This is a genomic window from Corynebacterium sp. HMSC05D08 (assembly GCF_001807215.1).
GTDB lineage: Bacteria > Actinomycetota > Actinomycetes > Mycobacteriales > Mycobacteriaceae > Corynebacterium > Corynebacterium striatum.
On record NZ_KV788283.1, the window covers coordinates 39877 to 59761 of the forward strand.

Consider the following 19885-nt stretch of genomic DNA (forward strand, 5'->3'; position numbering starts at 1 on the left):
CCGTTCCACTGAGCGCCTTTGGGGGCTGCGGTATGTCTTATAATTTCCAAACTTTCCGTTGAAAAGGATTTCGTAGTCTCATGGCAGACAACAATCTCACCACGGCGCCGGTCGATGAGCAGGACGTAATCACAACGTCCCAGCCTGCACTCGGCACTGACGGTCCTGAGGTAGCTTCCGTTGCTACCGGCGCGGGCGTAAAGCGCCCCGGCGACCGCGTCTTTGAGTTCCTCTCCACTGCTTCCGCAACGCTCATCACGGTGATGATTGCGGCTATCGCTGCCTTCCTGATTTGGCGCGCAGTTCCTGCGCTCAACGTCAATGAGGGCGGATTCCTGGGATTCTTTACCTACGGTCAGCGTTGGGAAACCAACGACACCGACGCAATGAAGTTCGGTATCCCGACCATGTTCGGATCGACGATCCTCATCTCCGTCGTGGCTTTGTTGATTGCCATGCCGATTGCACTCGGTATCGCCATCTTCCTTTCCAACTACGCTCCGGCACGCGCGGTTAAGCCACTGGGCTTCCTCGTTGACATGCTCGCAGCAGTTCCTTCGATTGTTTACGGTCTGTGGGGCTGGCAGGTGCTCGGCCCAGCTTTGTCCGGTTTCTACACCTGGCTGCACTCTTGGGCTGGTGGCTTCTTCCTCTTCACGACGTACGACAACTCGCCGTCCTTCACTACCGGCCGCAACATCTTTACCGGTGGCATCGTGCTGGCAGTGATGATTCTGCCGATTATCGCTGCTACCGCACGTGAGGTCTTTGTCCAGACGCCTCCGGGCCAGATCGAGTCCGCTTTGGCACTCGGCGCGACCCGGTGGGAAGTTATCCGCATGACCGTTCTGCCATTCGGTATGTCCGGCTACATCGCAGGCTCCATGCTGGGTCTGGGCCGTGCACTGGGTGAGACCATGGCTCTGTACATGGTTGTCTCCCCGCTGATTGACTTCCGCTTCTCGCTCTTCGACGGAGGTACTACCTTCGCAACGGCGATTGCTCTAGCAGCTTCCGAGTTCGGTAACGAGATGCGTGCAGGTGCATACATCGCGGCCGGTCTCATGCTGTTCTTCCTGACCTTCGTGGTCAACGCCATTGCCCGTTCCATCGTGAAGAACAAGTAGGAGGAAGAAAACAATGTCTACTCCAGTAAAGACTCTGCCTCAGAATTCCGGTTCTGTCTTCCTCGATATCTCTGCAGGCCGCAAGACTGCCAACAACGTCGCCACCATCATCGTGTGGGCCACGATGATTCTGGCTATGATTCCGCTCGTCTGGGTTCTGTGGGAGCTCTTCTCCCGCGGTGCTGGTGCCATCCTCACCCCCGAGTGGTGGACCCTTTCCCAGCGCGGAATCCTCGACACCGAAGCTGGTGGTGGTGCACTACACGCCATTATCGGTACTTTCGTGCAGACGATTCTCGCGACGCTTATCTCCGTGCCAATCGGAATCTTCACCGCTATCTATCTGGTGGAGTACTCCCGCGGTGGCCTGCTTAGCCGCCTGACCACCTTCATGGTGGACATCCTCTCTGGTGTTCCCTCCATCGTTGCTGCACTGTTCGTCTTCGCAATGTGGATTACTCTCTTCGGCTTCGAGCGCTCCGGTATGGCTGTGGCACTTTCTTTGGTTCTGCTGATGATTCCAATCGTCGTCCGCAACACCGAGGAAATGCTCCGTGTGGTCCCAATGGACCTGCGTGAGGCCTCTTACGCCCTGGGCGTTCCAAAGTGGAAGACCATTGCGCGAATCGTTCTGCCGACCGCCCTCTCCGGCATCGTCACCGGCATCATGCTGGCTGTGGCCCGTGTTATGGGTGAATCCGCTCCGGTTCTGGTCTTGGTGGGTTCCACCTCTTCCATCAACTGGGATGCAATGGACGGCGCTATGTCCTCCTTGCCGCTGATGATGCTCGACATGTACAAGTCCGGTGCACAGCCGGCTGTTCTGGACAAACTGTGGGGCGCTGCGCTCACCCTGGTCCTCATCATCGCAATCCTCAACATTGGAGCTCGCATCATTTCTGCGAAGTTCTCCGTCAAGAAGTAAAACGCCGTCCCACTTAAAACCTCTCAACAGGAGTATCTTTCAATGTCAAAGCTTGAGCTCAATGACGTGAACATCTACTACGGTGACTTCCACGCCGTACAGAACGTCAACATGCAGATCCCAGCACAGGCAGTCACCGCATTCATTGGCCCTTCTGGCTGTGGCAAGTCCACCGTTCTGCGTACCCTCAACCGCATGCACGAGGTCATCCCAGGTGCATCCGTGAAGGGTGAAATTCTTCTCGACGGCCAGAACATCTACGGCCCGAAGGTTGACCCAGTTTCCGTTCGCAACACCATCGGCATGGTGTTCCAGAAGGCGAACCCATTCCCAACCATGTCCATCGAGGACAACGTCGTGGCTGGCCTGCGTCTGTCTGGCGAGAAGAACAAAAAGAAGCTGAAGGAAGTCGCTGAGAAATCCCTGCGTGGCGCAAACCTCTGGGACGAGGTTAAGGACCGTCTGGACAAGCCGGGCGGCGGCCTCTCCGGTGGTCAGCAGCAGCGTCTGTGCATCGCTCGTGCGATTGCAGTCGAGCCAGAGGTTCTCCTCATGGATGAGCCTTGCTCCGCACTTGACCCAATTTCCACCCTGGCGGTGGAGGACCTCATCCACGAGCTGAAGGAAAACTTCACCATCGTTATCGTTACCCACAACATGCAGCAGGCAGCTCGTGTCTCTGACAAGACCGGTTTCTTCTCCCTCGAGGCGACCGGTAAGCCGGGCCACCTCGTAGAGTTCGATGACACCACCACCATCTTCAAGAATCCATCCAAGAAGGACACCGAGGACTACATCTCCGGTCGCTTCGGCTAAAGACACCAGTCTCACTTCTTGCTCGTTCCTGTGAATGAGTGGGGCCCTCGCACTCCTGCGGCTATATTGCTGCGGAATGCGAGGGCCCCTTTTATTCCCCGGATTGCGTGATACCGAATCCTGAAGTGTATTTAGACTTGCGTAGATAATTTATGTGCAAAACGCAGAAACCCGACTTATCCTCTCCATTTGCGGCTTGAAAAGGTCTAGTCGGGTTATTGCTTTTAGCGGCGGAACTGACGCTCCAATTCGGCCATGCGGGATTCGAATTCCTTATCCCGCTCCTCCTCGCTTAGCTTGGCCATGTATTCCTCTGGCGCCAAGCCTGTGGACAGGTAAATGATGCGGCCTGCCACAGCGACGCAGTGGTCCGCGAAGCGCTCGTAGTAGCGCGTCATTTGTGCGGTTTCAACTGCTTCGCGCACGCTTGCTTTCCACTCTCGTTGCGTTAAGTAGGAGAGGAGATAGTGGTTTATGTCGTCGACAGCGTCATCCTCAGAAGCCATCTTCAATGCGGTGTCGGGATCCGGCGTAACGAGGATTTCGCGGAGCATTTTACTCATGTCAGCGACGAGTCGGTAGAGCTCCTCGAAGTAGCCGATGCAGTCAGCAGGGAGGACGGACTCGGGGTGGCGGCGCCGCGCGGCGGAGGCGACGTGCTGCGCCAGGCGGCCCATGCGGTAGAGATCCTCGACGATGTAGATGGAGGAAACTACCTGGCGAAGATCCTTGGCCATGGGGTTTTCGAGGGCGAGGAGTAGCACTGCGCGTTCCTCGCAGCGAGTGCGAACCTCGTCGAGGTCATCGCGCAGCGACAGGGACTCCTCGGCCGACTGGAGTTCGGATTCTAGAAGGGCTTCGGAGGCTTTGGTCATGATGGTGTGGACGATGTCTCGCATGATGATGAGGTCATGCGAGAAGTCGTCGAGGTGTTCGCGATAAGCGGTACGCATGTCGAAAATAATAGACCAATTTTTGGTCTAGCGCTCGTTAAGGTTTTATTTATCCACCGGAGTGCATGATTTCCGCGCCCTCCGGCACGGTAGCGTCCTCTGGGTCGTCCAGCCAACCTTCCGGAAGGACCACCTTGGCGGGTGAGCCTTGACGCCCACGGGCGCCATCCGCGTCGTCGGCAAGCGCCTGCGAATTAGCCCACGGTGCCAATAGTTCCCGCAGGTTATCCACGGATTCGACGCGCGCCAGGCCCGAGCGAACCTCGCCGCCGACTGGGAATCCACGCAGGTACCAACCCACGTGCTTGCGGATATCGCGGCTTGCCTGGCGCTCGCCGTCGTGCTGTGCAAGTAACTCTGCGTGGCGAATCATAGTCTTCGTTACTTCGCCCAGTGTCGGCTCTGCCGGGATGGGCTCGCCGCGCAGCTCGGCGGATAGTTCTGCAAAGAGCCACGGGCGGCCCAAGCAGCCGCGACCGACGACGACGCCGTCGCAGCCTGTCTGCTCCATCATCGCGCGCGCATCGGTGGCCTTGAAGATGTCGCCGTTGCCAAGCACGGGAATGCCCGAGTCGGCGAGATGTTCCTTCAGGCGTGCGATCTCGTTCCAATCGGCATGACCCGAGTAGCGCTGCGCGGCAGTGCGTCCGTGGAGTGCAACCGCGGCTGCACCTTCCTCGACGGCGATACGGCCGGCGTCGAGGTGCGTATGGTGCTCGTCATCGATGCCCACGCGCATCTTTACGGTAACCGGGATGTCGGTTCCTTCAGTTGCCTTTACCGCTGCTGCGATAATGTTGCCGAAGAGGCGGCGTTTGTAGGGCAGGGCGGAGCCGCCACCACGACGGGTCACCTTAGGTACGGGGCAGCCGAAGTTCATGTCGATGTGGTCTGCCAAGTTCTCGTCCACAATCATCTTGGCTGCTTTGTATGTGTACTCCGGATCGACGGTATACAGCTGCAATGAACGGGGGTTTTCTTCCGGCCCAAAGGTGGTCATGTGCATGGTCTTTTCATTGCGCTCCACGAGGGCGCGCGCCGTCACCATTTCGCACACATACAGGCCTGAGACGGTGCCTGTTTTCTCTATTTCTTGTTCGCGGCAGAGCGTGCGGAAAGCCACGTTGGTCACGCCCGCCATAGGGGCTAGGACAACGGGGGAGTTGAGCTCGATTTTTCCGATTGCAAGATTCACGCAGCCAATTGTGCTCTTTTAGCAGGTTGGGTGGCAAGTTGTGGAAGACGGTGTGACGGGGGTGTGTAAGTTTGCGAAGATTTCGGTAAAACCTCAACAAGTTCGCTAATGTGGTGCATGTAACTCGCAGGGGTGGACCGTTACCTAGGTCTTTTCCCGTATAAAAAGGAGGATTTACCTTGTCCGATAGGATCGCATACGCGCCATTTAAGGACCTCGTTGTTTCGGCTGACGAGGCTGCAAAGTTTGTCAACAACGGTGACCGCGTCGGAATCTCCGGCTTCACCGGAGCTGGCTATCCAAAGGCGCTGCCGACCGCCATCGCTGAAAAGGCTAAGGCTGCACACGCAGCTGGCGAAGAATTCAAGATCGATCTCTTCTCCGGTGCTTCCACCGCTCCGGACTGTGACGGTGTTCTGGCGGAGGCAGACGCTCTGCGCTTCCGCTCCCCGTACAACTCCGATCCGATTCTGCGTAACAAGGCAAACGCCGGTGAGATTCTTTACCAGGACATCCACCTGTCCCACTCTGGCCAGCAGGTTGAAGAGGGCTTCTACGGTGACTTCCAGGTCGCAATCATCGAGGTTGTCCGCATCTTGGAAGACGGCAACATCATCCCGTCTTCTGCAGTGGGCAATAACCTGGAATACATCGAGGCTGCAGACAAGATTATTCTCGAGGTAAACACCTGGCAGTCCGAGAACCTCGAGGGCATGCACGACATTTACAAGATCGAGAAGCTGCCTAACCGCCAGCCAATCCCGATCACCAAGGTTGATGACCGCATTGGTACCCCGTACATTGAGCTGCCGACCGAAAAGGTCGTCGCAGTCGTTGAGACCAACGCTCCGGACCGCAACGCGCCATTTAAGGCTCCGGATGAGGTTTCCGAGAAGATCGCCGCTAACTTCATCGAGTTCCTCGAGGGCGAGGTTGCGGCTGGACGCCTGGAGTATGACAAGTTCATCATGCAGTCCGGCGTGGGTAATGTCCCTAACGCTGTGATGGCAGGCCTGCTGGAGTCCAAGTTTGAAAACATTCAGGCATACACTGAGGTCATCCAGGACGGCATGCTTGACCTTATCGACGCCGGCAAGATGACTGTCGCTTCCGCTACCTCCTTTGCACTTTCCCCGGAATACGCAGAGAAGATGAACGCTGAGGCAGAGCGCTACCGCAAGCACATCATCCTGCGTCCGCAGCAGGTCTCCAACCACCCGGAGGTTATCCGCCGCGTGGGTCTTATCTCCTCCAACGGCATGATTGAGGCCGATATTTACGGCAACATCAACTCCACCAACGTTGGCGGCTCCCGCATCATGAACGGCACCGGCGGCTCCGGTGACTTCACCCGCAACGGTTACATCACCACGTTCGTTTCCCCGTCTGTGGCAAAGGACGGCGCAATCTCCGCGATTGTTCCTTTCGTTTCCCACACTGACCACACCGAGCACGACACCATGGTCATCATCACCGAGTACGGTGTCGCTGACTTGCGTGGTCTCGCACCGCGTGAGCGCGTGGAGAAGGTAATCGCCGTGGCACACCCGGATTACCGTCCGATGCTGGAGGAGTACTTTGAGCGCGCGAAGGCGAACAAGTTCGTCCACACCCCGCACGATCTGAAGACCGCATTCGATTTCCAGATCAACTTCGCTGAGAAGGGCGACATGCGCGGCTAATGTGCCCTCGTTGCTCATGCTGATGCCCGTCCCGGAACCTTCGGGGCGGGCGTTTGCGCGTCAGTAGGCAATCGCGTGCCGCGGGGCTAGTGAGCACAGGGGCGAGGAAGTACCGTCACGCTGGGAGTGGCAAGCGCCGCCGAGGCGCCTGGCACGGGAGAGTGGGTGACGAGAATGACGGTGCGCTCTGCACGTGCGCCGGGCAGCGGCCCGCAGGCGAGTATGCGCAGCAGGGATGTGGCATCGGCATCAGCAATGTGCTCGGTGGGCTCGTCGAGAAGCAGGACTTGTGCATCGCTGCACAGCGCGCGGGCGAGCAACAGACGGCGACGTTGGCCAGAGGAGAGCGAGCCGGGGCCATCCGCGAGCACAAGATCTAAGTCGAGTTCGAAGTCGAGGGCGGCAAGCACGCGGCGCATGAGCTTCTCGCTGGCCGCGGGAGCGGCGACGCGCAGGTTCTCGCGCACCGACGTAGCGAAGATCCATGCGTCCTCCGCGCAATAATGACACGAGTTCGGCACGGTAACGGTGCCCGCCCGCGGGCTACGCAGTCCGGCAATGGTCTCGAGGAGCTGCGTCTTGCCCACCCCAGAGGGGCCACGCACGATGACGCGGGAATTTTCAGGGGCATGAAAGTCCCAGGTGGCCTGACCAAATTCGGTGCGCAACCCCGATACTGTGACTGCTGCGGTGCGCTCGCGCGGGATCTTTGTGTGGCGCGGGGTTGTCAGTAGCGTGGATACGCAGCGGAGAGAGGGCGCGGCCTCTACACCGGCGAGAGTTGCTGCCGCGAGTTGGCCGTGGGCCTCGAAGGCCGCGAGCGGCATGAGTACGAGCGCGCCCAACCACATTGGGTTGCCAGCATAGAAATGCACAGCGCAGACCAGCACGCCCCATGCCGCGAGCCCCGTAGCGAGGGTGAAGAGGCTGGTGGCGCGGGCCAAGGGGGCATCGGCAGCAACGCGTGCGGAGCTATCGCTTTCCGATGCCGCCGCGGCGTGGTCCAGCAGCTCTTCCGCGCGCCCCAAGGCCGTGAATTCGACGCGGTGTTCAAGTACGAGATCGAGGCGCTCGATGAAGCGGGCGCGCTCGCGGGCAGCACGGTTGCGGGTGGCAGCGCGAGCGACGAGCCCCGGCACGGCAATGCCGGTGACGAGGAAGGCCGCAAGCATGATCGCCGCTGCATGCAGACTCAGCAGCGCCGTGGTGATGACCGCGAGCACGCTCATGGCGGCGGCGGTACCGGAGGGGAGGAGCCCCCGCACGAGGAAATCGGTGATGGCGTCAGCGTCGCGGACAAGCCGAACGTGGGCGCGTCCGCGGCTGAAGGACGGGGACTCACGTTCGACGAGCGCGGTGAAGATGGCGCTGCGCAGACGCGTGAGGGCGCGAAGCGCCATGTGGTGCGCGTAGAGACGGTCGACGTAGCGGAAGAGAGCACGGGAGATGCCGAGCGCGCGCACGCTCGTCACGGCGACAGAGAGCACCAGCACGGGCGGCATCTGCCAAGCTCGGGTGATGAGCCAGCCAGAGGTGAGCGTGAGCGCTAGCGCCGCAGTGAGCGTTACCGTGCTGAGCGCGATGGCGGCGATGAGTTCGCGTCTGCGCACGCCAGCTGCGCGCAGGATGAAGCGGAGATCGGAGACGAAAGAAGAAGTCATAGCTCAATCACCTCGTCGGCTTTCGCGATAAGGCGCGGATCATGGCTGGCCACGAGCACAACAGCGCCCGCGTGTGCCCGCGCCTGGAGGGCCGCGATGACGTTGGTGACGAGCTCGGGGGAGAGGTGGGCGGTGGGCTCGTCGAGGAGATAGCACGGTGCGTCCACCGCGAGGGTGCGTACGATGCCCACGCGTTCGCGCTGGCCCGCGGAAATACCTGTGCCGCCGGTGGCCACGTCATGAGCGTGCCCCACCCCGAGCGGGACAGCATCCTGCGCGGCGGCGAGCGCGGAATCGGTGGCATCGGTGAGCGCCAGGTTCTCAGCGACCGTGCCAGTAACCAGCGCCGGGCTGGCGGCAAGATATGCGGAGCCTGGAGGCAGGCGGACGGTCCCGGTAACGGCGGCGTCTGGAAGTGCGCCCAGAAGAGCAAGCAAAACGGTGGATTTTCCAGAGCCGTTGGCGCCGCTGAGCACCGTGAGCGCGCCAGGCCGTGCTTTAAAAGTCAGATCCTGAGGCCGCATGCCATCACGGCCAGAGATACTCACGTGAGAGACCGAGACTTCCGAACCAGCCAGCGTGCGATATCCACCCGTGACCTCTGGCTTTGCGGCGGCGCTGTCGATGACCCCGAGGAGCATCTGGGCGGCTTCTAAGCCATCGGCCGCGGCATGGAAGCTGGAACCCACCGCGCGCACCGGGTTGAAGACCTCAGGCACGATGATGAGCACGACCAGCGCGGGGAGTAGCTCGATGGAGCCAGTGACGAGGCGCAGGCCGATATTGACGGCAACGAGTGCCACGGAGAGCGTAGCCAGAAACTCGAGCGCAAAGGATGATAGGAAGGCCAGACGCAGCACGCCCATCGTGGCCTTGGAATGGCGCTCGCCCAGACTTCCCACGGATCGCGTTGGCTGCTTGGTCGCGTGCAGCGCCCGCAGCGTGGGCGCACCTCGCACGAGATCCGCGAGCTGGCCGCCGAGCCCGGCGGTGACGGCTAGGCGTCGCTGCGTGTGTTGCGCGGTGAGCGCGCCGATGAGCACCATAAACGCCGGGATGAGGGGCAGCGTCACTAGAGCGAAGACAGCAGAGACCCAATCGAAATAGGCTATGGTAACAAGCGCCGCAGGGGTCGCGATGCAGACCGCCACGAGAGCGGGCAGAAACTGCGACAGATACGGCCGGAAGTCCTCCATGCCGCGGGTGAGCACGTGGCGCCACTGTCCGGACTCTTCTTGCACGACGCGTGGGTCGCGAGTAGCCAGGGCGCGCAGGGTACGCATGCGCAGCGCGTCGACGGTCTTGCCCACCGCGTGGGCCTGCGCGCGGGAACTCGCCCAGGCAGCGGCCGCATGGAGCAGTACCACCGCGAGTACTGCCAACAGCAGCGGCCACAGTTCACGAAGGTGAGCGTCGGACGTGATGGTTCGCGCGGCCACTGTGCCGATAAGCACGCCGCGCGCGATGACGAGCACAGTATCGAGCGCCTGAAAGCTGCCGGTACGCAGAATGAGGCCGCGCACTGGCGGCACGAGGCGCATAAGCCGCGGATCGAGGGGAGCAGCCATGGCTGGGCTCGCCTTAAGCGTCGACGCCGATGCGCGCGCGGAACTGCCAGTAGGTCCAGCCTTGGCCGATGAGGACGGCTGGCGCGAGCACCACCGCAGCCCACGTCATGATCTTCAGGGTGTACGGGCTCGCGGACGCAGTGTAAATATCCAGGCCTGCCACGTCCGTGACGGAAGGCAGGACGTTGGGGAAGAGCGCTCCGAAGAGCGCCAATCCCACCGCGATGATCGCCGCGGCGGTGCCGAAGAACGCCGTACGATCGCGACCGCTCCACAGGCCCGCGAAGGCGGCGACGAGCGCGAGCGCGACGGCCGCAAGGGCAATCCAGGTCCAGGATTTGCCGAAGTTTAGCTGCATCCACACGAGGTAGATCGCACCGACCGCAAGTGTGGCGATGGCCAGCCAGCCCCGCGCGATGGCGTGGACTTGCGTGCGAACCGGTGCGTGGGTCTTGAGCCCCAAGAAGAGAGCGCCATGGAAGGCGAAGAGCAGCAGAAAGGCCGCGCCGCCCAGCAGGCCGCGCGGGTTAAGCAGCCCCAGGAAACCATCTATCACCGAGTCGACATGACCGGGGGACGAGAAAGCAACGCCCGCCACGATGTTGGTCATGGCTACGCCCCACAGTAGAGCGGGGAGATAGGAGCCGAGCGCGATGCCGATATCGCAACGTTTGCGCCAAGCGAGGGTGTCGACCTTAACGCGCCACTCAAGGCTGACGCCGCGGATAATGAGTGCAGTAACGATGAGTAACAGCGGCAAATAAAAGCCCGAGAAGAGCGTCGCGTACCACTCCGGGAAGGCCGCGAAGATGGAGGCACCAGCGACGATGAGCCAGACCTCGTTGCCGTCCCAGACAGGACCGATGGCGCGCACCGCGGCGGTACGGCGCGCATCGCTGTCCGCGGCGGATTCCCCGCGCAAGAAAGGCAAGAGCATGCCCACGCCGAAGTCGAATCCTTCAAGCACGAAGTAGCCCGTGAAGAAGAAGGCGATGATGATAAACCACACGGTGTTGAGATCCATGACTACTTCCCCTTCTTGTTCGTGGCACCGGCTGCAGCCGCGCCCGCAGCAGAATCGCTAAAGCTCAGAGGCTGTAGCTCAGTATCTTCACCCGGCCCATAAAGAGCCGCAGCCAGGTCTTTTTCATCCCCGTCGCGCAGGCCCGGCTGATTGAGCCCCATCACTGCGTAGCGGCGCATGAGCCAGAACCAGATGACGGCCAAGATGCCGTAGAGCAACGTGAAGACAATGAGACTCGTCCACACCACCCACTCCGGGTGATCGGAGGCGCCAAAGTCCACGATGAGGTGAATCTTTTCTGCTGAACCGGCGGCTTCCGGATTGGGAGCGACGATCCATGGCTGGCGGCCCATCTCGGTGAAGATCCAGCCCGAGAAGTTCGACAGCCACGGTGCGGGCAGCGCCAGCAGTGCCGCGCTGGACATCCACTTCGCCTGCGGCACGCGGTGGCTCCGCGTGGTCCACAGTGCGACGAGAGCCAAGATGACCGGCACCGCGAGGAAGCCGATCATGAGGCGGAAGGACCAGTACGTCACGAAGAGATTGGGAGTGTAATTGCCTGGCCCGTAGAGCGCTTCATACGTTTGCTGCAACTCGTTGACGCCGCGCAGCTCGACGCCGCTGAAGGTTCCCTTCGCCAGGAAAGACAGAACGTAGGGCACGTCGAGCATATGCACGGCGGTCTCACAGTTGTTCATCGAGGAAAACGACAAGATGGAAAATGCTGGGTCCATTTCGGTCTCGCACAGTGCTTCGGCGGAGGCCATCTTCATCGGCTGTTGGACGAACATGAGCTTGCCAAGGAAGTCACCCGTGAGCGCAACGGCTGCCGTACCGACCAGGATGACCCAGGAACCGAAGCGGGTGAGGCTGCGCCAGATTCCTGCTGCGTGCCCATGGGCATCGCCTGCGCGGGCCTCGCGCAGCATCCACCATCCGGCAACGCCGGCAACAAGCGTGCCGCCCAGGATCCAACCGCCGGCGACCGCATGTGGGAAGGCCTGTAGCGCGGTGGGGTTGGTAAGCAGTGCCCAGAAATCCGTGAGTGTTGCACGGCCCTTGACTTCGTCAAAAGCAGCGCCCACGGGGTGCTGCATGAAAGAGTTGGCGACGATGATGAAGTATGCGGAGACATTCACCGCGATAGCGACCGTCCAGATGGCGGCGAGGTGAGCCCATTTGGGCACGCGGTCCCAACCGAAGATCCACACGCCCAGGAAGACGGATTCGAAGAAGAAGGCCGCGAGTCCCTCGAATGCGAGCGGGGCGCCGAAAACATCGCCCACGAAGCGGGAGTATTCGGACCAGTTCATGCCGAATTGGAATTCCTGCACAATGCCGGTGACTACGCCCATGGCGAAGTTGATGAGGAAGAGATTTCCGAAGAACTTCGTGGCCCGGAACCATTCAGGGTTGCCGGTGCGGTGCCACACAGTCTGCATGATGGCCACCATCGGCCCTAGCCCCAGGGTCAGCGGCACAAAAATGTAGTGGTAGACAGTCGTAATGCCGAACTGCCACCTCGAGATATCAACGAGATCCAAAACGCACCCGTCCTTTAATTCCGAATGCGCGCCCCGCATTTTGTGCGGACGTGCGCATTAGTATCAACCCGTGGTGAAAATCCGCGGTTATTTAATATAGTCGCTCCGGAAGTGCGGATAGTTCCGGGCCATGAGCAAAAGCACATTATCGGCCACGTGTTTGCGTCATGCTGGTGTGTAACCCGGAGAAAATACCCACGTTCCGATTGGCTTCTTCTAGAACGAGACGGCCTTGAGATTGAAGCCGTTTGTGCCATTTTTTACGGCAATACTTCCGGCTGTATGTAGCGGGGCCGAAAACATGGGGGCGAATTTCAATCCAACGCGTGCTGCCGGTACAATAACTATCCATTGGGCCTTTAGCTCAGTTGGTAGAGCTACGGACTTTTAATCCGCAGGTCCCGGGTTCGAGCCCCGGAGGGCCCACAAAACGGCGTTTCCCCTAGAAGACTTACTTTCTAGGGGAAACGCCGTTTTCTAGCTCTGGCGAAGTTATCGAGCTAGCGAGAGGGTTTCTGACGCTTTGGTTCTAATGCGCACTAAATCGTGCAAAGAGGGCGAACGTCGTCTTGCCCGCCGTCGACCGGCGTGGTCAGGAAGGCACAGTCTCACCAACCGCGGTTAGTCACGATGAACTTTACGGTGGCCCATTGCTCTGGCGTTAGGTAGGGGGGGGGTGCGGGAGAGAACGAAACCCGAAAGACGATCTGGGTCTCCGATAATGGTGAGGGAGTAGTCCTCGGCGAGGTACGTGACTCGGTAGTTGACCGGTCCGTTTTCGTTCTGGAAGGGAATTCCGGAGAAGTTTACGCGCAACGAAGCGTCACTACGCACACTTGCCGTGCCGTGGATTCCGGATCGCCCGCCCAGGTAGGTTCGGCAGGAATTGTCCACGGAATCGTGCGGGCGTCGATGACCGAATACTTCGCAACAGAGTTGGAGCCGCACTGTAGCTGCGCTGGTTGCGGCAGGGCAGCTACTTAGTACCAGGTTCCTTGAAACTTGTTTAGATTAACCTGACCGCCGAATTCCGGCAGAGGATTAGCGCTGCCGGGAAGGTTCTCTGCGGTGAACTGAGAGGAACCGCCGCCCAACCTGCCGCCGTCAAAAATATCTTGGGCCGAAGCTGGAGGGGCGTTGGCAAACGAGCTAAGCATGGCCAAAACGAGAACAGAAATTTTAAACGCATCGTTGCCCATCGAGGGCTCTCCTAGAGATGGAAAGAGTGGGTGTAGAACTGTCTAGTTCTTTACCAACTTGCGGATAGCCGTCATGGCCTCTTCTAGCTTCTCCTTGGCCAGTTCACCGTCTTCGGCGGCGGCACCGGCTACGCAGTGCTCAATATGGTCTTCGAGTAAGGCCAAAGAGGCATTTTCCAGCGCGGAGGTCACCGCGGAAATCTGCGTGATGATGTCGATGCAGTATTTGTCTTCTTCGATCATGCGGTGGATGCCGCGCGTTTGACCCTCGATGCGCTTTAAACGCGCCAAATACTTCGCTTTGTTTTTGCTATCTGCGTTATATCCGTGCACGTGAGGCTCATGGCAGGCGCAGGTATGTTGCTGGTCAGACATGGTTTTCTGCGTTCATCTAGGGGTTCCTTTCAGGGCGATTTTGTATCGTTCGACATCTCCAGTATATTTTTAAAACGTTGCTTCAAGGCAACGGGCCCCCATCGTCTAGCGGCCTAGGACACCGCCCTTTCACGGCGGCGGCACGGGTTCGAATCCCGTTGGGGGTACGAAGCTCTTTCGCTTCATACCGGTCTTTTTTAAGGCCACAATTCAATATGGCCCTGTGGCGCAGTTGGTTAGCGCGCCGCCCTGTCACGGCGGAGGTCGCGGGTTCAAGTCCCGTCAGGGTCGCCATATTGCAAGCCGGTTCCAGGATTGGGGTCGGCTTTTGTCATGTCCAAGTCCCATTCCGGTGGCGCAATTGTGTTCTGTGTCATGCGCTCTTTGCTTAGATCTTTAGTCGGTATCTGCGTGCAGTGTGTGCCCGAGATAATCGGTGAACAGGATAGGTATGGCAGTGGAGCACGACTAGGCCTGCTAGACGCGGTGGCTGCGCTGGTGCTTGCCCTCACTGGGGTTGCTACCTGGCCGACGCGTGCGGAGGGTGCTGGCGCGACGTCGGAAAGCGCGGCGTTAATTTTGGATGCATTGAGCTCGATGACATAGCCAGGGTCAAAGTCGACCTTCGAGCCAATGGGTTTCGATAGGCCGCAAGTCGCGACCAACGCCGCACGGTCAAACGAGACTCAACGCGAGACCTATGGCGAGGATCGTCCTAACTGACAATTTGAGCATCTCTGTTCGACGATCTGGAGCCTTCGTTGGCAACTGTGCAGGTTTCTTTTTCTTGGCCGAGCGCTGGTCGCGTTAGCCCCGCCGTGGAAGCAAAGCAGCGCCAAATAGCCCTAAAGAATTGTCCTGAAATTGCTGTTAAGGTGCGGATTTGTCTAGCTTTAAGAGTGTTGTGTAGAGTAATTATTCGTGCCAGAGAGCACAGCAACAATAGAATATGGCCCTGTGGCGCAGTTGGTTAGCGCGCCGCCCTGTCACGGCGGAGGTCGCGGGTTCAAGTCCCGTCAGGGTCGCCGAAGTCCTCAGTGGCTTCTGGCCAGATAGCTCAGTCGGTAGAGCACACGCCTGAAAAGTGTGGGGTCGCCAGTTCGATCCTGGCTCTGGCCACAAATCAACCCCCTTCTTCAGAAGGGGGTTCTTTTGGTTTTGCAGAAATGGTTTAATGGGCCACATGACTACTTCTGTTGCACACCAAACTGACACCTCCCGCTTCGTAATTACCGTCGATGGGGAAGAGGCCGGCTTCGCGGAGTACGCCGACACCGCAGAAACCCGCGATTTCCACCACACCGTGGTCCACAAGGGCTTCCAAGGCCAGGGCCTGTCCAAACCACTCATCAAGGCCGCCCTGGAGGATGAATCAACCGCCGGCAAGCGTGTCATCGCCAGCTGCTCTGCCGTCGCGGGCTTCATCGAGAAGAACCCGGAATACCAGCACTTGCTCGAGAACTAAAACCTAAAAGTGGACCCCACGTTCGTCTGGGGCCCACTTTGCCGCGCTTGGCGACGTCGCAAAGCAACAGCTAGATGTAGTAGTCTGGGTCGACCAGTTTGATGCACTCGTCCTTCTTGCGCGGCCTATTTGTGGCCGGAATGCCGATGGCAATGTGCTGTGCCGGCACGTCCTTGGTGACGACCGCGTTTGCGCCGATAGCGGAGCCCTCACCGATGGTGATAGGGCCCAGCACTTTGGCACCAGCACCGATAGTGACGTTGTCCTCAACGGTGGGGTGGCGCTTGGTCTGAGTAAGAACCTGACCACCCAGGGTGACGCCGTGATAAATCATGACGCCGTCTCCGATTTCGGCGGTCTCACCAATCACGATGCCCATGCCGTGGTCAATGAAGAAACGGCGGCCAATGGTGGCTCCAGGGTGAATCTCAATGCCGGTGAAGAAGCGGTTAATCTGCGCCAGAATTCGTGCAGGGCCACGCCATCCGCGCTTCCACATCCAGTGACAGATCCGGTGAACCCAAATCGCGTGCAAGCCTGAGTAGACAATGGCATTTTCTGCATCACCACGGGCAGCTGGATCATGATCACGGGCGTTCGCCAAATCCTCGCGGATCATCTTCAGGATGTTCATGTGGTTCATACTACTGTCATAGAAAAAGCACCCACCAAGAAGACGGGTGCTTTAAATTCAGAAAGCTTATGCTTCGCGGATGTCCTCGAAGAGGACGGTGGAGACGTAGCGCTCACCGAAGTCCGGCAGGACGACCACGATGGTCTTGCCCTTGAACTCTGGGCGTGCAGCCAGCTTCAAAGCAGCGGAGACGTTCGCGCCAGCGGAGATGCCAACGAGCAGACCCTCGTCGGTTGCCAGCTTGCGGGAGGTTGCGATTGCCTCCTCGTTGGTGGCGGTCAGGACCTCGTCGAGAAGCTCGCGGTCGAGAACCTCAGGGACGAAGTTTGCGCCGATGCCCTGGATCTTGTGCGGACCTGCGTGACCCTCGGAAAGAACAGGGGAGTCAGAAGGCTCGACTGCAGCCAGGTGCAGGTCCGGGTTCTGGGACTTCAGGTAACGGCCCACACCGGTAACGGTGCCGCCGGTGCCCACGCCTGCGACGAAGGCATCAACCTTGCCCTCTGCGTCCTTCCAGATCTCCGGACCGGTGGTTGCCTCGTGGATCTTCGGGTTTGCCTCGTTGGCGAACTGGGAAGCGAGGATGGCGTTGTCGGTGTTGGCGATAATCTCGTTTGCCTTGTCGACTGCGCCCTTCATGCCGGCAGCACCTGGGGTGAGGACAATCTCTGCACCGTAAGCGCGCAGCAGAACCTTGCGCTCGTTGGACATGGTCTCCGGCATAGTGAGGATGACCTTGTAACCCAAGGTGGCGCCAGCGAAGGCAAGTGCAATACCGGTGTTGCCGGAGGTTGCCTCAACGATGGTGCCGCCTGGCTTCAGCTCGCCGGATTCAACGGCGGCGTCGATAATGGCCTTGCCAATACGGTCCTTAACGGAGTTAGCAGGGTTAAAGGACTCAACCTTAACGAGAATCTCGGCGTCGAGGCCCTCGGTGAGGCGGTTGAGGCGTACCAGCGGAGTGTTACCGATGGTTTCCAGAATGTTGTTGTAAACAGCCATTTTGTGGACTCCTTTGGAAATTTGTTCTTGCGTACCCCAGTCACTGTACACCACGCCACTAGACCAAGTGGTATATAAATTCTGTACCGATCATTCGGGCACCGTTTGTTGGATTCCGATCAATGTTTAATGGTAAGGCGATTTATTATTACCCCCGTTCGCCGGTTATACTGCGGTGAAGGTGTTCTTTTACCCCCGAATTGTGTGGTGGGTATGGGTGCACCTACTGGTTACCCCCAACTAGGAGAGATTCTCATGGAGCCGCATCGCCTCAAAGATGATGACGAAGCCGTACGCGCCGCCCTGTCTTCCCTGAAGACCGCAACCGGCATTCCCGTCACGATGTATGGAACCCTACTTCCTGATAACCGCCTGCAAATCACTCAGTGGGTTGGGCTTCGCACTCCCGCTTTGCAAAACCTCATTATCGATGCCGGTGTAGGCGTCGGTGGTCGCGTTGTTAGCACGCGGCGCGCGGTTGGTGTCTCGGACTACTCTCGCGCGACGACCATCTCGCACGAAAATGACCGTCACATCCAGGACGAGGGCCTGCACTCCATTGTTGCTGTTCCCGTTACTGTACATCGCGAAATCCGTGGAGTGCTTTACGTGGGTGTCCACTCGCCGGTGCGCCTGGGTGACAAAGTCATCGAAGAGGTGACCATGACTGCCCGCTGCCTGGAGCAAGATTTGGCAGTTAACTCCGCTATGCGTCGCGCCGACGGCGGCAAGAGTGGCGCAGCGCGCGGCCATGTCATGAACGGTGCGGAGTGGGAGCAGGTTCGCTCCACGCACTCCAAACTGCGCATGTTGGCTAATCGGGTTGAGGATGAAGACCTGCGCAAGGAGCTTGAAGCTCTGTGCGACCAGATGGTTTCCCCGGTGCGGGTCAAGCAGTCCACCAAGCTTTCTGCTCGCGAACTCGACGTCTTGTCCTGTGTCGCGCTCGGTCATACCAATGTGGAGGCCGCAGAAGAAATGGGCATTGGTGCCGAGACCGTTAAGTCTTACTTACGCTCTGTGATGCGTAAATTGGGCGCACACACTCGCTACGAAGCGGTCAATGCTGCCCGTCGAATTGGCGCTTTGCCCTGATAGATTCAACTTTTTAGACCGGATGCCCCTGAAGCTCGCAGAAGTTTTTCAGGGGCATCCGGTAGTTTAGGGAGATGTGAAAGACCAATTTATTGTCTCCGGCGGTGCTCGACTCGAAGGCACGGTTGTGGTTGATGGCGCCAAGAACAGCGTCCTCAAGCTCATGGCCGCAGCCCTTCTCGCAGAGGGCACTACGACGCTGACCAACTGTCCGCAAATCCTCGATGTGCCCCTGATGTGCAAAGTTCTTGAAGGTCTCGGCTGTGAAGTGGAAATTGACGGCTCCGTCGTTTCCATCACGGTCCCAAAGAAACCGCAGTCTAATGCTGATTTTGATGCAGTCCGGCAGTTTCGCGCTTCAGTTTGCGTGCTCGGCCCACTGACTGCTCGGTGTGGTCATGCCAAGGTAGCGCTGCCTGGCGGAGACGCTATTGGTTCGCGACCACTCGACATGCACCAATCGGGTCTGGAAAAGATGGGTGCCCGCACACGCATTGAACATGGTGCTGTGGTTGCGGAAGCTGATGGACTTCATGGTGCAAGCATCAAGCTCGACTTCCCTTCGGTGGGTGCTACGGAAAATATCCTTACCGCCGCAGTTTTGGCAGACGGAGAGACCGTTCTTCACAACGCAGCGCGCGAACCCGAGATCGTCGACCTGTGCACGATGCTCAAGGAAATGGGTGCAAATATCGAGGGGGAGGGAAGCTCTACCATCACGATTCGGGGTGTGGAGAAGCTGCATCCAACCGAGCATAAGGTCATCGGAGATCGCATCGTTGCGGGCACGTGGGCCTATGCGGCGGTTATGACGCAAGGCGACATTACGGTCGGTGGAATCGCTCCGCGCCATCTTCACCTGCCGCTGGAGAAGCTGAAGTCCGCCGGCGCGGAAATCGAGGCTTATGACAACGGTTTCCGTGTCTGCATGCGCAAGCGCCCAGTAGCGGTGGACTATCAGACTCTGCCTTACCCGGGATTTCCTACTGACTTGCAGCCGATGGCCATCGGTCTTTCTGCGATTGCGGATGGTACCACCATCATCACCGAGAACGTCTTCGAGTCCCGCTTCCGCTTCGTGGACGAGATGCTGCGCCTTGGCGCCGATGCACAGGTGGACGGTCACCACGTGGTCATCCGTGGCCAGGAAAGGCTGTCGTCCACGCATGTGTGGAGTTCCGATATTCGGGCGGGCGCCGGTTTGGTTCTATCCGCACTGTGCGCGGATGAGGTGACTACGGTGCATGACGTCTTTCATATTGACCGCGGGTATCCCAATTTTGTGGAGAACCTGACGCGTCTAGGGGCTACCATCGAGCGCACCCAAGAGCCGGAGCTTTATTAAACGCTTGACGACGTCTCTTTCACTCCCCAGCATGCACGCCAAAAGGCGTTGTGTGCTGGGGATTTGTGTTGGTTGGATGTGGTGTGTAGCTTTATGTGAGTCAGCGCGACCGACAGCGCCCCAAAGTCACGCAGTGACTGGCTGAAGTGGCGGGAGGAAAACAGGCCCTGACGAAAATAATTTTTTGCTCATGATGAGCTGTCACTATTTAAATGGTGGCTGTTTGTTGTGTGGTGATGATGTCTGAGAACTCAATAGTGTGCCAATGTACTTTT

The 19885-nt window shown here is 59.1% G+C and carries 19 protein-coding genes and 5 tRNA genes; 13 read left to right on the top strand and 11 right to left on the bottom strand.

Going from position 1 to position 19885, the window contains the following annotated elements:
* The first annotated feature begins 80 nt into the window (after positions 1–80).
* The 3 genes from pstC to pstB are packed head-to-tail and all read left to right on the top strand — an operon-like array spanning position 81 to position 2868.
* Positions 81–1127 (top strand): phosphate ABC transporter permease subunit PstC, encoded by a 1047-nt coding sequence (pstC, locus tag HMPREF3148_RS00170; protein ID WP_005531370.1) that lies wholly within the window; start codon positions 81–83, stop codon positions 1125–1127.
* 13 nt (positions 1128–1140) lie between these two features.
* The gene (gene pstA, locus HMPREF3148_RS00175; RefSeq protein WP_005531373.1) at positions 1141–2052 is read left to right on the top strand and encodes a phosphate ABC transporter permease PstA; all 912 of its coding nucleotides are present in this window, start codon (positions 1141–1143) and stop codon (positions 2050–2052) included.
* Between the two features lie 42 nt (positions 2053–2094).
* Positions 2095–2868: a phosphate ABC transporter ATP-binding protein PstB gene (pstB, locus tag HMPREF3148_RS00180; protein WP_005531374.1), complete on the top strand. Its 774-nt coding sequence runs from the start codon at positions 2095–2097 to the stop codon at positions 2866–2868.
* A 224-nt stretch (positions 2869–3092) separates the two neighbouring features.
* Here the strand turns inward: pstB and phoU are convergent, their stop codons facing one another.
* Positions 3093–3821: a phosphate signaling complex protein PhoU gene (gene phoU / locus HMPREF3148_RS00185; RefSeq protein ID WP_005531377.1), complete on the bottom strand. Its 729-nt coding sequence runs from the start codon at positions 3819–3821 to the stop codon at positions 3093–3095.
* Positions 3822–3870: 49 nt separating this feature from the next.
* Positions 3871–5016: a tRNA dihydrouridine synthase DusB gene (gene dusB, locus HMPREF3148_RS00190; protein ID WP_005531378.1), complete on the bottom strand. Its 1146-nt coding sequence runs from the start codon at positions 5014–5016 to the stop codon at positions 3871–3873.
* 179 nt (positions 5017–5195) lie between these two features.
* On the opposite strand from dusB, the gene HMPREF3148_RS00195 reads away from it, so the two are divergent.
* Entirely contained in the window at positions 5196–6698 is a 1503-nt protein-coding gene (locus HMPREF3148_RS00195; RefSeq protein ID WP_049062715.1) for an acetyl-CoA hydrolase/transferase family protein, read from the top strand.
* An 86-nt stretch (positions 6699–6784) separates the two neighbouring features.
* Here HMPREF3148_RS00195 and cydC read toward each other — a convergent pair whose 3' ends face one another.
* The 4 genes from cydC to HMPREF3148_RS00215 are packed head-to-tail and all read right to left on the bottom strand — an operon-like array spanning position 6785 to position 12495.
* Entirely contained in the window at positions 6785–8359 is a 1575-nt protein-coding gene (cydC, locus tag HMPREF3148_RS00200; protein WP_049062714.1) for a thiol reductant ABC exporter subunit CydC, read from the bottom strand.
* A complete protein-coding gene (locus HMPREF3148_RS00205) occupies positions 8356–9927 on the bottom strand; it encodes an ABC transporter ATP-binding protein/permease (RefSeq protein WP_005531384.1) in 1572 nt (523 codons plus the stop codon). Before HMPREF3148_RS00205 ends, cydC begins: the two co-directional genes overlap by 4 nt.
* Before the next feature lie 13 nt (positions 9928–9940).
* Positions 9941–10951: a cytochrome d ubiquinol oxidase subunit II gene (gene cydB, locus HMPREF3148_RS00210; protein WP_005531386.1), complete on the bottom strand. Its 1011-nt coding sequence runs from the start codon at positions 10949–10951 to the stop codon at positions 9941–9943.
* Positions 10952–10953: 2 nt separating this feature from the next.
* On the bottom strand, positions 10954–12495 hold the full coding sequence (locus tag HMPREF3148_RS00215; protein ID WP_181815000.1) for a cytochrome ubiquinol oxidase subunit I: 1542 nt from the start codon (positions 12493–12495) through the stop codon (positions 10954–10956).
* 353 nt (positions 12496–12848) lie between these two features.
* On the opposite strand from HMPREF3148_RS00215, the gene HMPREF3148_RS00220 reads away from it, so the two are divergent.
* Positions 12849–12921, top strand: a tRNA-Lys gene (locus HMPREF3148_RS00220).
* Positions 12922–13116: 195 nt separating this feature from the next.
* On the opposite strand, the gene HMPREF3148_RS13905 is transcribed toward HMPREF3148_RS00220, so the two are convergent.
* Genes HMPREF3148_RS13905 through HMPREF3148_RS00230 form a run of 3 tightly spaced genes read right to left on the bottom strand, consistent with a single transcriptional unit; the run spans position 13117 to position 14069 of the window.
* Complete coding sequence (locus HMPREF3148_RS13905) at positions 13117–13443, bottom strand: lipocalin family protein (RefSeq protein ID WP_371440702.1); 327 nt, start codon at positions 13441–13443, stop codon at positions 13117–13119.
* A 32-nt stretch (positions 13444–13475) separates the two neighbouring features.
* On the bottom strand, positions 13476–13694 hold the full coding sequence (locus HMPREF3148_RS13910) for a hypothetical protein (protein ID WP_005531389.1): 219 nt from the start codon (positions 13692–13694) through the stop codon (positions 13476–13478).
* Between the two features lie 42 nt (positions 13695–13736).
* Positions 13737–14069, bottom strand: a complete 333-nt coding sequence (locus HMPREF3148_RS00230; RefSeq protein ID WP_005531390.1) for a metal-sensitive transcriptional regulator — start codon at positions 14067–14069, stop codon at positions 13737–13739.
* A 94-nt stretch (positions 14070–14163) separates the two neighbouring features.
* Between HMPREF3148_RS00230 and HMPREF3148_RS00235 the strand changes: the two genes are divergently transcribed.
* The 6 genes from HMPREF3148_RS00235 (at position 14164) to HMPREF3148_RS00255 (ending at position 15534) form a co-directional block, all read left to right on the top strand.
* Positions 14164–14236 (top strand) — tRNA-Glu (locus HMPREF3148_RS00235).
* 50 nt (positions 14237–14286) lie between these two features.
* Positions 14287–14363, top strand: a tRNA-Asp gene (locus tag HMPREF3148_RS00240).
* Positions 14364–14402: 39 nt separating this feature from the next.
* Complete coding sequence (locus tag HMPREF3148_RS13435; RefSeq protein WP_129721160.1) at positions 14403–14675, top strand: hypothetical protein; 273 nt, start codon at positions 14403–14405, stop codon at positions 14673–14675.
* A 345-nt stretch (positions 14676–15020) separates the two neighbouring features.
* A tRNA-Asp gene (locus HMPREF3148_RS00245) sits at positions 15021–15094 on the top strand.
* Between the two features lie 21 nt (positions 15095–15115).
* Positions 15116–15188: transfer RNA gene (locus HMPREF3148_RS00250), tRNA-Phe, on the top strand.
* Between the two features lie 55 nt (positions 15189–15243).
* Positions 15244–15534 (top strand): GNAT family N-acetyltransferase, encoded by a 291-nt coding sequence (locus tag HMPREF3148_RS00255; RefSeq protein ID WP_005531391.1) that lies wholly within the window; start codon positions 15244–15246, stop codon positions 15532–15534.
* Between the two features lie 70 nt (positions 15535–15604).
* Here HMPREF3148_RS00255 and epsC read toward each other — a convergent pair whose 3' ends face one another.
* Entirely contained in the window at positions 15605–16168 is a 564-nt protein-coding gene (gene epsC, locus HMPREF3148_RS00260; RefSeq protein WP_100087528.1) for a serine O-acetyltransferase EpsC, read from the bottom strand.
* A gap of 66 nt (positions 16169–16234) precedes the next feature.
* Positions 16235–17170, bottom strand: a complete 936-nt coding sequence (gene cysK, locus HMPREF3148_RS00265) for a cysteine synthase A (RefSeq protein ID WP_049064319.1) — start codon at positions 17168–17170, stop codon at positions 16235–16237.
* 255 nt (positions 17171–17425) lie between these two features.
* Between cysK and ramA the strand changes: the two genes are divergently transcribed.
* Complete coding sequence (gene ramA / locus HMPREF3148_RS00270) at positions 17426–18265, top strand: acetate metabolism transcriptional regulator RamA (protein WP_034657468.1); 840 nt, start codon at positions 17426–17428, stop codon at positions 18263–18265.
* A 76-nt stretch (positions 18266–18341) separates the two neighbouring features.
* Complete coding sequence (murA, locus tag HMPREF3148_RS00275; RefSeq protein ID WP_005531396.1) at positions 18342–19610, top strand: UDP-N-acetylglucosamine 1-carboxyvinyltransferase; 1269 nt, start codon at positions 18342–18344, stop codon at positions 19608–19610.
* Positions 19611–19885 lie beyond the last annotated feature (275 nt).

Excerpts from the sequence above, each read along its gene's own strand:
- pstC (WP_005531370.1), top strand. The coding sequence starts at position 81 with ATGGCAGACAACAATCTCACCACGGCGCCGGTCGATGAGCAGGACGTA.
- pstA (WP_005531373.1), top strand. The coding sequence starts at position 1,141 with ATGTCTACTCCAGTAAAGACTCTGCCTCAGAATTCCGGTTCTGTCTTC.
- pstB (WP_005531374.1), top strand. The coding sequence starts at position 2,095 with ATGTCAAAGCTTGAGCTCAATGACGTGAACATCTACTACGGTGACTTC.
- phoU (WP_005531377.1), bottom strand. The coding sequence starts at position 3,821 with ATGCGTACCGCTTATCGCGAACACCTCGACGACTTCTCGCATGACCTC.
- cydC (WP_049062714.1), bottom strand. The coding sequence starts at position 8,359 with ATGACTTCTTCTTTCGTCTCCGATCTCCGCTTCATCCTGCGCGCAGCT.
- HMPREF3148_RS00205 (WP_005531384.1), bottom strand. The coding sequence starts at position 9,927 with ATGGCTGCTCCCCTCGATCCGCGGCTTATGCGCCTCGTGCCGCCAGTG.
- cydB (WP_005531386.1), bottom strand. The coding sequence starts at position 10,951 with ATGGATCTCAACACCGTGTGGTTTATCATCATCGCCTTCTTCTTCACG.
- HMPREF3148_RS13910 (WP_005531389.1), bottom strand. The coding sequence starts at position 13,694 with ATGGGCAACGATGCGTTTAAAATTTCTGTTCTCGTTTTGGCCATGCTT.
- HMPREF3148_RS00230 (WP_005531390.1), bottom strand. The coding sequence starts at position 14,069 with ATGTCTGACCAGCAACATACCTGCGCCTGCCATGAGCCTCACGTGCAC.
- HMPREF3148_RS13435 (WP_129721160.1), top strand. The coding sequence starts at position 14,403 with ATGTCCAAGTCCCATTCCGGTGGCGCAATTGTGTTCTGTGTCATGCGC.
- HMPREF3148_RS00255 (WP_005531391.1), top strand. The coding sequence starts at position 15,244 with ATGGGCCACATGACTACTTCTGTTGCACACCAAACTGACACCTCCCGC.
- epsC (WP_100087528.1), bottom strand. The coding sequence starts at position 16,168 with ATGAACATCCTGAAGATGATCCGCGAGGATTTGGCGAACGCCCGTGAT.
- cysK (WP_049064319.1), bottom strand. The coding sequence starts at position 17,170 with ATGGCTGTTTACAACAACATTCTGGAAACCATCGGTAACACTCCGCTG.
- ramA (WP_034657468.1), top strand. The coding sequence starts at position 17,426 with ATGGAGCCGCATCGCCTCAAAGATGATGACGAAGCCGTACGCGCCGCC.